The sequence below is a fragment of the Brevibacillus sp. NRS-1366 genome (assembly GCF_050467985.1).
The window spans coordinates 1-14,157 of the sequence record NZ_JBITPN010000017.1 but is presented as its reverse complement, the minus strand read 5'-3'; the positions used below and the strand labels follow the sequence as shown (position 1 = coordinate 14,157).

Genomic DNA, 14,157 nt, shown 5'->3' with positions numbered 1-14,157 from the left:
TGATTGAATATGATAGGTGTTGTTGGTTGTGGAGGCGCTGGTGGGAACTTTGCGGACGAGGCAATGAAACATGGATTTTATTCAGTTGCCATTAACTACTCTGAACGAGATTTGAAATCTTTAGAGTATGTCGAAGACATCTTTCAGTTAGATGGTTCTGAAGGAGTAGGCAAAAATCGAGATTTGGCTATTGAACTCTTGGTACGCCAATACGACCAAACAATAAATTGGCTTAAAGATAAGTTTTCATTACCTGAAATCAAAGTAATCGCCTTCTTCTTTGCTAGTTCAGGTGGATCTGGCGCAGGTATTGCCCCACTGCTAATGGATTTGTTGCAAAATGCAATGCCAGAGAAAACTATTGTGGGCTTCCCAATCATTCCTGATGAAACTGAAGATGACACAGCACAAACAAACTGCATCTCAACATTTGAAGAGTTATCTCGCTTAGAAACTGCCTTATATCCAATTGATAACCAACAAGTTAAAAGGTTTAACCCAAACATACCTAAAAATAAACTATATGATATAACTAATACAAATGGTATTCACATCCTGAAAACACTTGTGTCTTACATTGACAAATCAAGTAAAAATGGCAATTTTGACGAACGCGATTTACTTACAGTTCTTCAGACTAAAGGAATTGGACATATCAGTGAGATTAATTTCATACCATCTGAGTCGCAGCAGTCCATTCAATTATCAACGCAAGGTATCTCTACTCTAATTCACGACCAATGGGACAGGTCGATATTTGCTCCAATCGAATTTGATTTTGTAACTCGTGCTGGAGTAATTTTTGATGGTGAAGAACGATTTACGGAACTAATCTCCCATCCACATATCTTCTCCCCTTTTACCAGTGGAATGCCTGTTGGCTTGTATGAAGGATATTATCATGAATCAAACAATAAGATCATAACTATCTTAAGTGGACTACCTTGGATCAATACCAGACTTAAGCGCATTGAAACAATCATTGAACAGAACAAAAATAAGATTGAAATCGTTCTAACTAGCCAATTAGAAACCCAATATGTTTCTTCAGTTTCTAAGATCTCTGACAAACTTCGGATGCCTACAAAATCATCAACTCCAAAACGATCACCAGCAGAAATCCTTGCTAAATATAAACTCAATAAGTAAACAAAAATGGGACACCTTTTATGGTGTCCCATTTTGTTATCTTCTGTATTTCTTTTTCATTAAATACCTTGTTTCAATTCTGATAGTTCACTGTTAAGCCAGTATCAGAATCACTTTCAAATCAAGATAATACCCAAAATCGAAGTAGCTCTTTTTTAATCATGAACAAGCATGATCATGTAAAATGATATAAAATCATCTATAAACTTGTTAGATAATGATTTCTATTTCATTTAATCAAAAGGTGTTTCATTTATACGAAAACCACTTGACTTCATGAAGAAAAAATAAGGAACGAGAGCTAGATATTTTAAAGGTGTAGAAATAATGATTCTAAGGTACTTTTTCGCTATGTTATGTTAATGCAACCTTTCTAGTCATTTTGATTAGTCCATGGGAATGTTCGCTTCTAAGTATACCATTCAGAACTGAGGCAAGTCTAACCCCCGTGATTTTTTCCATTCAAGCGATAGCAAAGGCACTAAAACAAAACATTTTAATTCATCATTACCTAAAATGTTCGTATTTAATAAATCAAACAAAAAGCAGTCTGCCATTACGACAGGCTGCTTTCTCTGTACAACTGTTTGATCATATCTAGATTAATGTACTCCTTCATAGCAAACCAACTGTATACTTCGTAACCGTTGTTTACTGTCTTATTTACTCCAAACTGCTCACAAATCTCAAAGTACTGCTCTTTGTCTTCAAATTTACCATCACGATCTAAGATTTGTTTAGCCATATAAATCATGCCACTGCGTTGTATATTCTTTACCGTAAAGTTCTCTATCTCAAACAATTCACTAATTGTAGACAAACGTCCATAAACAACGTGAGTGTTGACCTGTGATAAATGAACATTCTTGGTGTTAGCTGGTTTAATCAAATATCCAGTTTCAATTAACTTGCTTGTTCCTTTCGTGTTTCTAGAGTTAGGAGCAATATGACCATTGCGCTTATAATACTCTAATTGTTTCGCTGCTTCTTGTAATAATTGAAGTGTTTGGTCTGGTACTTTAACCTGTCTTTGTTCTCCATTTTCATTAGTTAAAGTGACAAGTTTATCTTCAAAATTAACATCTTTATATCTAAGATTTCTCAGCTCAGAGACTTCTTTTCCTCCAACACCATAAAACAACAATGATATGATCACTGAGTCCTGTGCATTTTTACAGTTAGAAATAATATCATCTATCTCATCTTTTGAGAAGAATAGTTTTTTAGTTGTATCTACAAACTGTCTTTCCCATTCCACATCAACAACATCTAGGGGGTTAAGATTATTAGACCTTCGGTGAATAGCCCAATCAATATATGCTTTAATAATTGACACTCCACTTTTAACAGATGCAAGAGAAGATGGGTTCATTGACTTAAGTACTTCCCCTATTTGCTTAAGATTGAACTCATACAGGTCAGCACCATGCATCTCTTCCACAGCAGCACTATAATAAAATACCCTTCTATAGATACTATGTGTTTGATCAGGATACTTTGAAATAAATTCTTCTTTAAGTTTCTCATTGTAAATATCAATCTCATTTAGATAAGCGTTAGACATTTGAATTCACCTCTCTAGAAACCAAATCATTTATTAAAGTCCTTATTTTTCTTTTTGGATTAGTTGTGATATTACCTGCTTCATCCAATACTCCGAGCTGCTTCCAAATTATATTTTGTCTTTCAAAGTTAACTCTGTCTAATATCTCTTTTACATCACTTATGCTCAAACCCAACTCCTGCATTTTCTTAGCTAATAAAATATAACCATCAAACATAAAGTTAGCGTTAATGATTGATACCTTTCTAACCTCTCCAATATTAGAAACAAAGGCTTCAGAATAAGACATGAACAAAACATCAAAAAACTTAGAAAGGTATTGTCCAGTTTGCAAAGCCTCTATGCGATTAGATGGATTAAAGTGCTCATCAATCGCATCAATTAACACTTTAGAACTAACAAGATGGTCTGCTGAAGTAAAGATCTTTTCTGAAGAAGAAATCTTACCATTTAAGAATTCACACTTGTCCTTCAGTTCTTCAAAGGTTACCGTTGCCATGCTACTCAAATTTGTTTCTTTCAGTCTAGATTCAGAAATTGGATTTACTTTATTAATTTGATTGAAGTATTTAATGGCTCTTCGAGTGCTATAATTGAGTATTTTAAGGTCAAAAACAGTATCTAGAGTTTCATCCTCTGTTAAAGCTTTAACAATACCAGAGATACGATGATACCCATCAAGAATATTCAATTGAGTTCCTTTTGTGATGGTCAACGACTTATTTTTATGATTAAAGACAAGTTCCTCGCCACTATCTGAAGTATTAACCAAAGCATTGAATGTGATAGTAGTTGTCTCTAAGTCACCAGTTTTAAGAAGATCTGCAATCTCAGAAACACTTTTCGGATTAGTTTTAGGTTTAAGAACTATTTGATCATCTTTATCTTTCTCAACACGAGCTTCCCTTTGGGTTTCAAAATTGTATGTTAATAAATTTGAATCCATCAACTTCTTAATTTCTTGGGCTGAAATAGTAGTAGAATAATTTGCATCTCTAACAAAAGTTACATTTGATAATGTGTAAGGTAATGAAATTTTGTCTTCACCAACCAACACTTCGAACGATTGGCATTGTTTAATTTCTTGTTGTGTAAAGTAGTTCTCAGGATTTGCTGCCTCAAGCTCGGTCTCGTTAAAAAGTTTAGATGTGATTAAGCACAAAACACTGATTGATAATTCACTAAGGGGAATCCTTCCTGTAATGATATATTGCGTATCCCCTGCTTCAATACCGTGTTCTGATAGTCCTTTTTTTAATTTATTAATTAGTTTTCGATCATTGCTTATACTTTTAATTACTTCTGATAATTTTTCTTCAATTTTTGAACGCTCAATAAGAGGCATAAAGTCAACTCCTCCACCATATTCAATTTACATTTCTTATTATACCAGTATTCTCATTATACACTATATTTATAACTAATTACACCTACTTTTGCACTGATAACGCAAAAACCATGCTTAATGCATGGCTTTTAGATTTTTTTAATTTATTAGACTTAAATAGTGGTTATGTTGTTCTTTTTGCTCTTTAAATTGTGAGCTTAATTGTATAATATAACTCACCAAGCTATTCCATTCTTTAATTGTAACCCTACTTTGCTTTTCCATTTCTTCAATTGTCTCATAAAAGATTTCTAAGCAATCTTTATCTAAAATAACAGCAGGATCTACTTTCTGAAATTCTGCCATAATCACATTTCCCTCAATTGATTTAATTAAGTTCATAGTATTATGTACCTCCTTATTTCCTCACGTCCCTTCTTACAAGGGCTTATTAATTTATATTGTTCCCTTGATACAAATCATACTACATAATATTTTTATTTACAATAACCTTTCTGATTTTTTTATTTTAATTTATATACCCTAATGTTTTATGCAACTCTGGCCTGATGCCAAGTAATATCGCACTCCACACACTCTAATGAAATATACTCATCACTTGTTGTAAGGAATGTAATTACATCCCCTTGATAGCTTGTCAGCTCATGATACGGCTTGTACAACTCGACACTAACACCTATGACCAACTCACCTAAGACCGAGTACGTACCATTGCTCTCATGAGCTTCAGTCCAGTCTAAGGAAAAGGTATTAACATTGAGTTTTCGATTGGATAGGTTGTATTGTATCAGAACATCATTGATATACATATCACATAACATGTACTGTGCTGCCATGACAGCACTTGTTTTGTCATCAGTACCGATATCATGTGTTGCAACCATCACCTTAATAGTTCCATTGGCTAAAGCTCTAGTGCTTACCTCAACTTTTCTACCAGTTTTCTTTTCATGCATCTTTTTGGTTGCTAGTTCTATCATTTCTATAGATCTGGTGAGCTTTTGATTTAAGTTACTCATAACAAAACGCCCCTTGCTCTTTATTTTTACAATTTAATCTTACCATATGTTCACGAGTTTTTTGAAAAGCATAATAACCCGTGAACATATCGCATTTTTCGACATTTTGAACTCAAAAAAAAGAAGGGAGACCCTTCTTTTTTAATTTCCACTCATTAACCTCTTTGTCCATCATTTGCTGAAACTTCATTTGTAGTAACTACATTATACGCAACAAAACCAACAACCAAAACAGCAAAAGTAACAATTGCAACTACGGTCTTTTTCATGTATTTCACCTCCTTTCAAAGACCGCAGCTTATTTAATTTAACTTGTATCAAAAATGAACTTCATAATTTTCACCTCTACATTTCAATTTGTACCACATTATTAAATCTATTTAATTGTTCTTTGGTTGCATGTGATGCGTTATTTGTAAAAGTAAGCCAACATTTTTTCAATCTATTTTCATTTTGCAGCCTGTTTGCCAATTCTATTGCAGACAGCAAATAATCAATAGCTTCTGTAAAGTCATTTTTGTGGAAGCAGAATTCAGCCATGTATTGAGCTGTGAGCAATTTATCTTTCAAACCGAGAGATGTATAATCATTATTAATATCATCTAAACAGTTGTTATTTTTATTTAGAAAATCACTTACTTTATCATAGTCTCCGTTTTTAACACTCGCTTCCAATAGCACTGGGAGAACGACAGCATATTTCTTGTCGTTTGACGTCTGCTCTAAATATAAATCTACATGATTCCATTTACCTTTTAGAATCTCAATTAAGTGCATATTTCCAATAGCATACTTATTGAAATTCTCATTATGATTAGCATAAGAGTCAATCATAATAGTTGCTTCATCATATTTCCCAAGGCCTTTAAAAGCAAAACCTTTATACATCTTTGCTTCGCTTATCAATGTTTTCAAGTAAGATATATCCTGTTTATTACTACGAATATTTTTGATTAAATCTGTGGCAAACTGGATAAGTCTATCTGCATAACGAAGTGTGTTTTGATAGTCTTCTATAAGACAGTAGAACACAACAACTTCAATTAATGCTTCTGCCTTTTCATTTGTTGGTAATAACTCTAAATAATCCTGTAATACAATCAGCAATGCTTTACATTTTTTAACTCCAACATTGTCTTCAGACATGAGTTTTCTTGCAGCCATGAACTGACGAAAATAACTAATTGATAACATTGGGTCAAGTCTGTTGCTGACTACACTTGCTGTCCTTTGATATAAATAAATGGACTGCCTGTACAATTTTTCATTGTACATAGATTCAGCAACATTAAATATCAGTCCAATATTTTTAGTTTCTTCTTCCGTTAGATGATCAAATAATTGATTAAAGGTATTCATGTCGTCGTTACTTAGTAACTCTTTTATAAACTCTGTTGTTTTAACTGGAATAGATCTGCCTTTGATGTCAAAGCATTCTGCGATAAAATCACCATATAGTTCTACTTTATCTATCCCCAACAAGTCTGCAATCATTTGGATTTGTTTGAGTGTGAACTGTCTTGAACCATTCATTAACTGACTAATCGCATTTCGCCCTACTCCCATAGCTAAAGCTAACTTCGCATGCTTCCAATTTTTCTTATGTAACCAATATTGAATTTTGTCCCTCAAATTAGCAGAAGAATAATCGAAATCATGTGGGATCATAAGGCGCAACATTTTTATCCTTCCTCCTTTCATTTCTACCATTTCTTGCTATACCTTTATAATATCACGATGTTTTATTTTATTCAATATTTTTATTTAATATTTTCTATCAAATTTCGATTCCATATACTCTACGGACAAATTACTACATGAATTATAAAAATAACTTGTCCGTAGAATTTTGTGCTAGAACTTTAAAACAAGATGATTTAGGTTTTCAGCCATTCCTGCTAGTTCTTGTACAGATGAAGCTGTTTCTTCTGCACTTGCTGATGATTCTTGTGTGATTGCTGCGATATTTTGTGTCGCATCTACTATATCCAATACCTGTGCATTTTGCTCCTCACAACTTGCTGCAACCTCTGCTACTTTTGTTGATGATTCTTTAATTAGACGAGTGATCTCATCAAATGCATTTTGTGCTTTAGAAATCAGATCATTCCCGTTACTGACAGTTTCAACAGTTTCGACAGTGCTGCTTTGCATTGAACTTATTAAAGCAGTGATTTCTTTTGTTGCATCCCCACTTTGTTTTGCTAACTTGCCAACTTCATTTGCAACAACAGCAAATCCCCTTCCGTGTTCGCCAGCTCTAGCTGCTTCTATGGATGCGTTAAGCGCAAGTAAATTGGTTTGATTAGCAATTTCTTGGATTGTACCAATGATGTTATGAATTTTTTTTGAGTTTGCATACATCTCATTTGTTTTTCCTGTTATTTCCCTCATTCCTTCTATAGCTTCTAACATCACCTGCCCACCATTAGAAGAGACTTCAACAGTTTTATTAACAAACTCACTTGTTTGCTCTACGTTAACTGCAACTTCGTTAATTGCACTACTCATTTGTACCATCATGTCCGAGATACCACTAACAGAAATTGCTTGCTGTTGATTCCCTGTTGCAACTTGTTCTATTGTAACTGCCATCTCCTCTGATGATCCTGCTACTGTTTCTGCTGATTTTTGAATTTCGGATGCTACCTTCTTAATATCCCGAAATATCATGAATGTAATTATGATTCCTATCGCTATCGCTAATATACTAATTATTAGGATCATAAAAAAACTGGATTGATAAATACTAACGGAATCAGATGATACTTCGTTAGAGCCTTTTTCATTCATTTTAATCAATTCATTAAGAATATCCTTAGCTTCTTGCCATTTTGGAAATATAGCTTTTATTTCCTTTGTTGTTTTTGATGAATCACTACCTTTTGCTACACTTAGTACATTTGGTATCATTTTTGTGTACGAATCCCAATTTATTGAAAAGTCTGTGTATAATTGTTTCTCTTGATCTGAAGAAAGCAGAAGTTCATAGCTTTTTCTTTTTTGTTCTACGCTTTTGAGGATTGCATTTAAGTCATTTTCTAACTTATCTATTTCTTTTTGATCAGATTCAAGTCCAATCCTAGCAATTAAGCGAGGAACATCTGTAGTTTCTCCATTTAATCCTCCCAAGATTGTTACGCTAGGCATCCAGTTTTCATTGATGTCATTAATTTTCTCTCCCATTCTTGACATTTGAAACACAGAAACAATTGAAGTCACCAACAGCAAAGCCAATACTAAAATAAATCCAGCAACAACCTTTTTACGAATAGTCATTAGTGATAATCCTCCTCGTGATGTGTGGGTGTATCAATTAAGTTCCACACTTTGCAATTTTTCAAACATTAAATATATGTAAATTCTCCATCTTTTATTTCTGAACTAAGTTAATTGTTTAATTTTATTTATTATATTCTTATGAAATGTTCATTTTAGCGAAATTTCTGTTTTGCTTTGGTCAACAATTGAATTAGCTCGTCAATATCGGAAGCATTAATGTGCAGACGGGAATTTGCATCTTCTTTATGCAATACAATCATCATGTGTTTATAAAAAGACGGATCACAAGTAAACTTATCACTTTCTACAGCTTTTAGCATTTGATATCACCCCCTCATAATCGAATTAATCTTTGTTTTTTCCGCTAGTGTTATTGCACCTTCCACATATCTATTTCTTCTTCAGTAGCAAAAATTCTATGTAACTTGCTACTGAATGGTGCTAAGTCTTCATTTAATGATATAATCGGCTCATCAAGTCTTATCATATATTCGTTGCAGTCATCTTTTTTATAAATTGAAGCAGTTGTTGATGCTTGGATTAAATAATGCTTTGTAAACGATTCCCCATCAGTTGAGTTAGTAGTGTAGCTCTTCTGCACATTATTGATTAGTACTCTTTTCGAATCAAATGTATACCCTTGGTACTCCATTTTCAATAATCACCTTTCCTGATAAAACCAGTCTTTCATTCAAACTTACCACATCTTAATCCCTTTACCTATCGTTAGTTGCCATGCTCTAAAACAAAAGATCTCTTGCTCATTTACACATTCAAAACACTCATTTTTATGCTCACATTCTTCTCGAACCTTCAGCATTGTCTTCTTTGTTACAAGACGTCCAGTACTTCCTTTGTGTATGAATCTATTCTCCGTATCAACCACACAATAGCGAGGGTCTTTGGATAACTCCATAAGTTCTAAATATGACCTTCCGTTTTTCCTCAATCAGCTACCCCCATTTTTCAATAAAAACAGTATATGATTAGTTTATTCTATCTGCTAATTGAAAATAGATTGTGTCACTAATGTAATCGAATACCTTCTTTTTAACCATGTCCCTGCAATCAGTATAAACTCTATTCAAAAAGTCCTTGTCAGACTCTAAACTTAATGTAGCAACATAATCCAAACCTAAGTCCTTAGCGATATCAATTAAATTGTGTTTCATTTCATCCTCAACACGATACTTAAAATCTATATCTTTGAGATATTCCCTAAATGTCATGCTCTCGCTCTTCGAAAAAGTAGAAATAACATCATCTATATACTGGTCAATAAAGTCCTGTGCAAACTTCTCTAAGAACCTCTTGTATGAAATCGAAATGATTTTATCCATAACGTTCCCCTTCTAAGTTAACTTCCAATCATGATATTCTCCTGCCCTGTAATAGTTCCCGTGTGTATCTTGATTAGGAAATCCTTCAGGGTGCGCTGGAGATACTGGCATAACCATTCTACACGAATGGCATTTTATATCGGCAGAACCCTCAAAAATGTAATGAGTTCCTTTGTGATTACAGATAACACAGCTATATCTACACCTATATCTTTTGCGACCATCAGGATCTAATTTAATCCCAGTCCTAACCCACTCTGGCTGATCATCTACAGTTTCATATACTTGTTTTAATTCCTCTGATTGTTGCAATCCTTCAATCATCTGTTCCTTGATATCTACACTTGGATTTACGACTTTATTTTCAATGTCAGCCTCTTCTTTATTCATTTTTTCAAAGAAGTTACTATAAGCCTTACCGATTTTTTCAAACTCATTAACCTGCTCCAAAATATCTTTCTCAATACCAAATAGGTTAAATACATTTTGAATAATAACCAACTTGCTTAAATTATCTGTTTCATTAATTTCTAATTCTGCTTCTTTACCTTTATCGTCTTTAATATTGATTTTTACTGTCAAAGACATTAAATCACCTCATTGGTGATTATACGATAAAGCTCCTTGATAGAATAGATGCTGGAATTACTCCCCATTTTCAATACGTCCTGCTAGGTGTTGTAACTTCTTCGCTGTAATTTGGTTTACGATGCTCATTTTTGTTATCAATTCATTTAGGAAAACTAAAACCTCTTCTGTACTTGCCATATGTGTTACTGCAAAATATATAGAAATGAGTAGCTCTTTATACTCCAAGCCATTTCCAGAATAAATAATTGAAGTACCATCTTTCTCAATGACTTTTCTAAGTTTCTCGACTGACTCATGTGTGGAAATGATTTCAAACGAGTGAGGGTAAGCTTCTCCTATAAAATCTGAACCGATGGTAACCAAAGCTTCTTCAATCTCATGCTCATCTAATGTCTGAAACAAAGATGATTGCTGCTTTAATATATCCATTGATTCACTGTCTTGTAGTAGGTCATTCCAGATAATATGTAAATACATTACATAACCCCTTTAGTGTCTATTCTCAAAGACATTAGTAAACTCAGACCTAATAAAGCTCACATTGTGTCTAATAAATGCTGTCATCGTTTCCTTCATTATTGTTGTATTTCTCAAGGAATTTTACAAAACCCTTTCCATCCCCAATTCCTTGCTCAACCCTGTCAATTAATTGATCGATAACAGTATCATTGTAGCAGTTGTTTTCTTCCATCCAAGATCTAACTTGTTCATTTAATATTGTGGCATCTGCGTACAATTTGGACATTTTCATAATTGAATTCTTTATTTCTGTTGGCACTTGCATACTCTCACCTCTTTCGTTAAAACCCTCATTTTATTCTAAACAGAATTGGTTCAACTAAGTTGTGACTATTTAGTTTTTCTAATGTGGTTTTAAGTTTTTGATACTCAAGTGTCTTTTCAAGAACAATGCGATCTTTAATCATTTTTCGTGCAACTGGTATATCTTCTTCATCTAATAATACTACCTCAAATGAACCAATAATCATTCCTCCATCAAGATTTCCAACCTTATCCTTACTGATACGTTTGCCATTACCAACATACGTTTTCTCTTTCTCTTCCATGTTCTCTAGCACATCGACACGCTCAATATATCCCTCAACTTCTGCTCTGCCTTTCACAATATATATGTTCACACTTTCAACCCTTTCTAATCAAATTAACATTTCATCATAATAAACTATTTGAGCACTTCCACTTGTAAATTGAGATTGTAATGCCTTAATATACTAAATACCTCATTTTCAGCAATTTTTAGGTCTCCTGAACCAGTCACTACAAGTTCTACTACATATTGATTATCAGTTGTTCTGCTGTACATTTCTTTTAATATGGTTAAGTCAGATCTCTTATCATTGAAGACAAACGACATTTGCTTAGAAATGTATCCAATAACTTCGTATGTAGGTTGAAACTTATCAGGGCTATAAAATTCAATGAGAACCTTGTAGCTTTGCACCTTAATCAACTCCTTAATGAAATCCCCATTTCATCTAATTACTCTAATCATATCTTGTTCCTTTAGCATCACAATTCGTTCTACACCATCTAACCTTACTTGATAAATGCTATCTACTTTGCTAATGATTTCTCCACGCTTTAAAAAGTACAAGTGTTCTGAGTTTACAACTTCAATTTTTGTTCCAATCTCCAACTCATTCAACAGCCTTTCCTTCATATTCAGTATCAGGGAAGCCAGAGTTTAAACTTGATGTTACAACCTCTACACCACATGCATGTTCACCAGTCTTACTATAATCTTTAGTCCAGCACTCGCATTTAACACACCACATTGATGGTTTCATATAAGAGCTGCCTCCAGTTAATGATTGCTTTAGTATTTAACATCCATTCTCTCAAGACGTTCTTTTTCTTCATCTTGTACAGTCATCAAGATATGAATGTTTTCAATTGTTTCTTCGATATCACGTTTTCTGTTAGGATATTCCGACTTCATGTAATATTTCTGTAGATCATTCTTATGGTGCTCAATCATCTTTTCCCATGATTCTGAGCTAAGTTGTTTCAATTCATGTTTTGAATACACTCCCATTTCTACTCCCTCCTTTTCCTATCAAATGCCAATTTAAATGTAATTTCAATTTAACTCAAGTTTCATATAACTCTCTTTTCCTTTAATCCAATATTTATTCTTGTCACCGTATTTTTCTTCAACTAACTCTACCGCTTCACGTAAAGTTTCCGCTTTTACTTCTACATAACAATCTAACCAACTTGGCTTTTTACCGTCAGTCCATATGTAACCAGACAAGTAAAGTGTCCTTCATTGTTACTTTTACCATAAACACATTCATTGCAACATTCGCTCCCATTAAAACGATATTTTATTCTAAGTGTTCAACTGCCATCCAGACTCATATCTATTCAAGGTCTTCATAAGACTTTGTACGTTACCATTCATCACTGTTGGTTCGGCAACTCCATTTGTAAAGACTTTGATTTCATAAACGCCTTTTGTTTTTCTTCTAATAGCCACATAACCATCAGAAGTGTCGTTCTTTACCGTTTTGCCGCTGTTAACTGCTTTTATTGCCTCCGCATTTGTAAGCTGCATAAAATCACTCTCCTATCAAATCGCTGTTTTAACGGAACTTAATCTCAGAAGTTAGATCATGATTTATTACTGCTTTTACACTTTTTTGGTAATTTTCTAACTGACCTTGATGATACTTTAAAACCATTTTCTTTATTTTTTCTCTAGCGTCTTGTATGCTTTCTTTATCTAATAAAGCAATTCTATATTCATCATAATGCATGCCCTGCTCTATCAGTCCAATTTTGTTTTTATCTATCCTTTTTCCATTCCCAACATACGACTTAGGCTTTTCTTCCATGTCCTCTAAAACAACAACCTTCTCTTGATACTCATCAATAACAACTGCACCTGATACTAAATAGATAATCATATACACCCACCTATTCAAATTACCTTTTTATCATTAAATCTACTCTTGTAATATTCAAAAAGTCTTCCAGTCTAATTGAGTCGACAATTTTGGTGAAATGTTTGGGTTCTATCACATCATTGACGAGAATGAATCCTTGTTTGTCTGAGGGGTAAATACACTCCAGATAATGACCAACGTACCTTCCATATATAAGGCTCAACTCATCGCTTCTAATGTTACTTGTGGCCCACATTTGCAAATTAGAAAAACTGTGCAGGTCTTGATTGTTTGCCAAGTAGAGTCCTTCTCCTAATGCATATACGCCACTGCTGATTGGTAAAAGCCCGTTAGTCTTAATTGATGTGACATTGTCAGGTGTTGTTAAGTGAACAAACTCAAATGTCCTATTTCTACATACGCAAATAGAAACTTTTCCACCTAAAAATGTTGTGGCAAGGTTGTAAACATTCCGTATCCCACCAACTTCAACCAATTCTTCCTCAGTTAAATTGAGATATTTATAGTTTCCACTTCCAGATTGCACCTTGCCTATAAAACACTCTAAAGAATTTTTCATTGAAATCACCGTTTGATTAAGTCTGCTTTGACTCACTAACACATGTAGAGCAAATCAGTTTCCCTTTAAAATATACAGTATTTTTCGCATTACCGCAGAAAACACAGGAAGGCTGATACTTTTTCAAAATGATTTTTTCATCATCAACATATATCTCCATCGGATCTTTTTCTTTAATATCAAAGATATCTCTGAGTTCCTTTGGAAGTACAATTCGACCTAATTCATCGACTTTTCTTACTACACCTGTGGCTTTCATACTAATTCCTCCTGTTCGTGGTATTATTGAACTAGTTTTTACCCTCACTTTTGTGATTTTCCTCTACATATTGTACATCTATTCCTAATGCATTTAACGTGAACGTCAAATAGGCC

At 33.7% G+C, this 14,157-nt stretch carries 22 protein-coding genes; 1 reads left to right on the top strand and 21 read right to left on the bottom strand.

What is annotated here, in order from left to right:
• The first annotated feature begins 9 nt into the window (after nt 1-9).
• Entirely contained in the window at nt 10-1,149 is a 1,140-nt protein-coding gene (locus tag ACIFQN_RS08805; RefSeq protein ID WP_429832643.1) for a cell division protein FtsZ, read from the top strand.
• 556 nt (nt 1,150-1,705) lie between these two features.
• On the opposite strand, the gene ACIFQN_RS08800 is transcribed toward ACIFQN_RS08805, so the two are convergent.
• The 21 genes from ACIFQN_RS08800 to ACIFQN_RS08700 form a co-directional block, all read right to left on the bottom strand.
• Nucleotides 1,706-2,713: a hypothetical protein gene (locus ACIFQN_RS08800; protein WP_429832642.1), complete on the bottom strand. Its 1,008-nt coding sequence runs from the start codon at nt 2,711-2,713 to the stop codon at nt 1,706-1,708.
• Nucleotides 2,706-4,058 (bottom strand): DNA sulfur modification protein DndB, encoded by a 1,353-nt coding sequence (locus ACIFQN_RS08795; RefSeq protein WP_429832641.1) that lies wholly within the window; start codon nt 4,056-4,058, stop codon nt 2,706-2,708. The genes ACIFQN_RS08800 and ACIFQN_RS08795 overlap by 8 nt, the downstream gene beginning before the upstream one ends.
• A 141-nt stretch (nt 4,059-4,199) precedes the next feature.
• Nucleotides 4,200-4,442: a hypothetical protein gene (locus ACIFQN_RS08790; RefSeq protein WP_429832640.1), complete on the bottom strand. Its 243-nt coding sequence runs from the start codon at nt 4,440-4,442 to the stop codon at nt 4,200-4,202.
• Nucleotides 4,443-4,591: 149 nt separating this feature from the next.
• Nucleotides 4,592-5,080 carry a hypothetical protein gene (locus ACIFQN_RS08785; protein WP_429832639.1) on the bottom strand — a complete coding sequence of 163 codons (489 nt, stop codon included), beginning with the start codon at nt 5,078-5,080 and terminating at the stop codon, nt 4,592-4,594.
• 345 nt (nt 5,081-5,425) lie between these two features.
• Nucleotides 5,426-6,760, bottom strand: coding sequence for a helix-turn-helix domain-containing protein (locus ACIFQN_RS08780; RefSeq protein ID WP_429832638.1), 1,335 nt, complete (start codon nt 6,758-6,760; stop codon nt 5,426-5,428).
• A 174-nt stretch (nt 6,761-6,934) separates the two neighbouring features.
• Entirely contained in the window at nt 6,935-8,359 is a 1,425-nt protein-coding gene (locus tag ACIFQN_RS08775; protein ID WP_429832637.1) for a HAMP domain-containing methyl-accepting chemotaxis protein, read from the bottom strand.
• A 155-nt stretch (nt 8,360-8,514) separates the two neighbouring features.
• On the bottom strand, nt 8,515-8,682 hold the full coding sequence (locus ACIFQN_RS08770) for a hypothetical protein (RefSeq protein WP_429832636.1): 168 nt from the start codon (nt 8,680-8,682) through the stop codon (nt 8,515-8,517).
• A 50-nt stretch (nt 8,683-8,732) separates the two neighbouring features.
• A complete protein-coding gene (locus ACIFQN_RS08765; protein ID WP_429832635.1) occupies nt 8,733-9,014 on the bottom strand; it encodes a hypothetical protein in 282 nt (93 codons plus the stop codon).
• Between the two features lie 334 nt (nt 9,015-9,348).
• Entirely contained in the window at nt 9,349-9,702 is a 354-nt protein-coding gene (locus ACIFQN_RS08760) for a hypothetical protein (RefSeq protein ID WP_429832634.1), read from the bottom strand.
• 12 nt (nt 9,703-9,714) lie between these two features.
• Entirely contained in the window at nt 9,715-10,290 is a 576-nt protein-coding gene (locus tag ACIFQN_RS08755) for a hypothetical protein (RefSeq protein ID WP_429832633.1), read from the bottom strand.
• A 57-nt stretch (nt 10,291-10,347) separates the two neighbouring features.
• Nucleotides 10,348-10,770 (bottom strand): hypothetical protein, encoded by a 423-nt coding sequence (locus ACIFQN_RS08750; RefSeq protein ID WP_429832632.1) that lies wholly within the window; start codon nt 10,768-10,770, stop codon nt 10,348-10,350.
• Nucleotides 10,771-10,840: 70 nt separating this feature from the next.
• Nucleotides 10,841-11,077 carry a hypothetical protein gene (locus ACIFQN_RS08745; protein WP_429832631.1) on the bottom strand — a complete coding sequence of 79 codons (237 nt, stop codon included), beginning with the start codon at nt 11,075-11,077 and terminating at the stop codon, nt 10,841-10,843.
• A 25-nt stretch (nt 11,078-11,102) separates the two neighbouring features.
• Nucleotides 11,103-11,432 (bottom strand): hypothetical protein, encoded by a 330-nt coding sequence (locus ACIFQN_RS08740; RefSeq protein WP_429832630.1) that lies wholly within the window; start codon nt 11,430-11,432, stop codon nt 11,103-11,105.
• Between the two features lie 44 nt (nt 11,433-11,476).
• Nucleotides 11,477-11,755: a hypothetical protein gene (locus ACIFQN_RS08735; RefSeq protein ID WP_429832629.1), complete on the bottom strand. Its 279-nt coding sequence runs from the start codon at nt 11,753-11,755 to the stop codon at nt 11,477-11,479.
• A 30-nt stretch (nt 11,756-11,785) separates the two neighbouring features.
• A complete protein-coding gene (locus tag ACIFQN_RS08730; protein ID WP_429832628.1) occupies nt 11,786-11,959 on the bottom strand; it encodes a hypothetical protein in 174 nt (57 codons plus the stop codon).
• A gap of 171 nt (nt 11,960-12,130) precedes the next feature.
• Nucleotides 12,131-12,349 carry a hypothetical protein gene (locus ACIFQN_RS08725; RefSeq protein WP_429832627.1) on the bottom strand — a complete coding sequence of 73 codons (219 nt, stop codon included), beginning with the start codon at nt 12,347-12,349 and terminating at the stop codon, nt 12,131-12,133.
• Nucleotides 12,350-12,394: 45 nt separating this feature from the next.
• Nucleotides 12,395-12,568 carry a hypothetical protein gene (locus ACIFQN_RS08720; RefSeq protein WP_429832626.1) on the bottom strand — a complete coding sequence of 58 codons (174 nt, stop codon included), beginning with the start codon at nt 12,566-12,568 and terminating at the stop codon, nt 12,395-12,397.
• A 78-nt stretch (nt 12,569-12,646) separates the two neighbouring features.
• Nucleotides 12,647-12,871: a hypothetical protein gene (locus ACIFQN_RS08715; RefSeq protein WP_429832625.1), complete on the bottom strand. Its 225-nt coding sequence runs from the start codon at nt 12,869-12,871 to the stop codon at nt 12,647-12,649.
• 28 nt (nt 12,872-12,899) lie between these two features.
• The gene (locus tag ACIFQN_RS08710) at nt 12,900-13,223 is read right to left on the bottom strand and encodes a hypothetical protein (protein ID WP_429832624.1); all 324 of its coding nucleotides are present in this window, start codon (nt 13,221-13,223) and stop codon (nt 12,900-12,902) included.
• Between the two features lie 19 nt (nt 13,224-13,242).
• Nucleotides 13,243-13,782 (bottom strand): hypothetical protein, encoded by a 540-nt coding sequence (locus tag ACIFQN_RS08705; RefSeq protein ID WP_429832623.1) that lies wholly within the window; start codon nt 13,780-13,782, stop codon nt 13,243-13,245.
• A gap of 16 nt (nt 13,783-13,798) precedes the next feature.
• Nucleotides 13,799-14,041 (bottom strand): AbrB/MazE/SpoVT family DNA-binding domain-containing protein, encoded by a 243-nt coding sequence (locus tag ACIFQN_RS08700; RefSeq protein ID WP_429832622.1) that lies wholly within the window; start codon nt 14,039-14,041, stop codon nt 13,799-13,801.
• Between the last annotated feature and the right edge of the window lie 116 nt (nt 14,042-14,157).

Bases quoted from the DNA above. Each gene is read 5' to 3' on its own strand.
- ACIFQN_RS08710 (WP_429832624.1), bottom strand. From the start codon at position 13,223: ATGATTATCTATTTAGTATCAGGTGCAGTTGTTATTGATGAGTATCAA.
- ACIFQN_RS08750 (WP_429832632.1), bottom strand. From the start codon at position 10,770: ATGTATTTACATATTATCTGGAATGACCTACTACAAGACAGTGAATCA.
- ACIFQN_RS08800 (WP_429832642.1), bottom strand. From the start codon at position 2,713: ATGTCTAACGCTTATCTAAATGAGATTGATATTTACAATGAGAAACTT.
- ACIFQN_RS08715 (WP_429832625.1), bottom strand. From the start codon at position 12,871: ATGCAGCTTACAAATGCGGAGGCAATAAAAGCAGTTAACAGCGGCAAA.
- ACIFQN_RS08745 (WP_429832631.1), bottom strand. From the start codon at position 11,077: ATGCAAGTGCCAACAGAAATAAAGAATTCAATTATGAAAATGTCCAAA.
- ACIFQN_RS08785 (WP_429832639.1), bottom strand. From the start codon at position 5,080: ATGAGTAACTTAAATCAAAAGCTCACCAGATCTATAGAAATGATAGAA.
- ACIFQN_RS08755 (WP_429832633.1), bottom strand. From the start codon at position 10,290: ATGTCTTTGACAGTAAAAATCAATATTAAAGACGATAAAGGTAAAGAA.
- ACIFQN_RS08700 (WP_429832622.1), bottom strand. From the start codon at position 14,041: ATGAAAGCCACAGGTGTAGTAAGAAAAGTCGATGAATTAGGTCGAATT.
- ACIFQN_RS08790 (WP_429832640.1), bottom strand. From the start codon at position 4,442: ATGAACTTAATTAAATCAATTGAGGGAAATGTGATTATGGCAGAATTT.
- ACIFQN_RS08775 (WP_429832637.1), bottom strand. From the start codon at position 8,359: ATGACTATTCGTAAAAAGGTTGTTGCTGGATTTATTTTAGTATTGGCT.
- ACIFQN_RS08780 (WP_429832638.1), bottom strand. From the start codon at position 6,760: ATGTTGCGCCTTATGATCCCACATGATTTCGATTATTCTTCTGCTAAT.
- ACIFQN_RS08795 (WP_429832641.1), bottom strand. From the start codon at position 4,058: ATGCCTCTTATTGAGCGTTCAAAAATTGAAGAAAAATTATCAGAAGTA.
- ACIFQN_RS08805 (WP_429832643.1), top strand. From the start codon at position 10: ATGATAGGTGTTGTTGGTTGTGGAGGCGCTGGTGGGAACTTTGCGGAC.
- ACIFQN_RS08770 (WP_429832636.1), bottom strand. From the start codon at position 8,682: ATGCTAAAAGCTGTAGAAAGTGATAAGTTTACTTGTGATCCGTCTTTT.
- ACIFQN_RS08725 (WP_429832627.1), bottom strand. From the start codon at position 12,349: ATGGGAGTGTATTCAAAACATGAATTGAAACAACTTAGCTCAGAATCA.
- ACIFQN_RS08760 (WP_429832634.1), bottom strand. From the start codon at position 9,702: ATGGATAAAATCATTTCGATTTCATACAAGAGGTTCTTAGAGAAGTTT.
- ACIFQN_RS08765 (WP_429832635.1), bottom strand. From the start codon at position 9,014: ATGGAGTACCAAGGGTATACATTTGATTCGAAAAGAGTACTAATCAAT.
- ACIFQN_RS08705 (WP_429832623.1), bottom strand. From the start codon at position 13,782: ATGAAAAATTCTTTAGAGTGTTTTATAGGCAAGGTGCAATCTGGAAGT.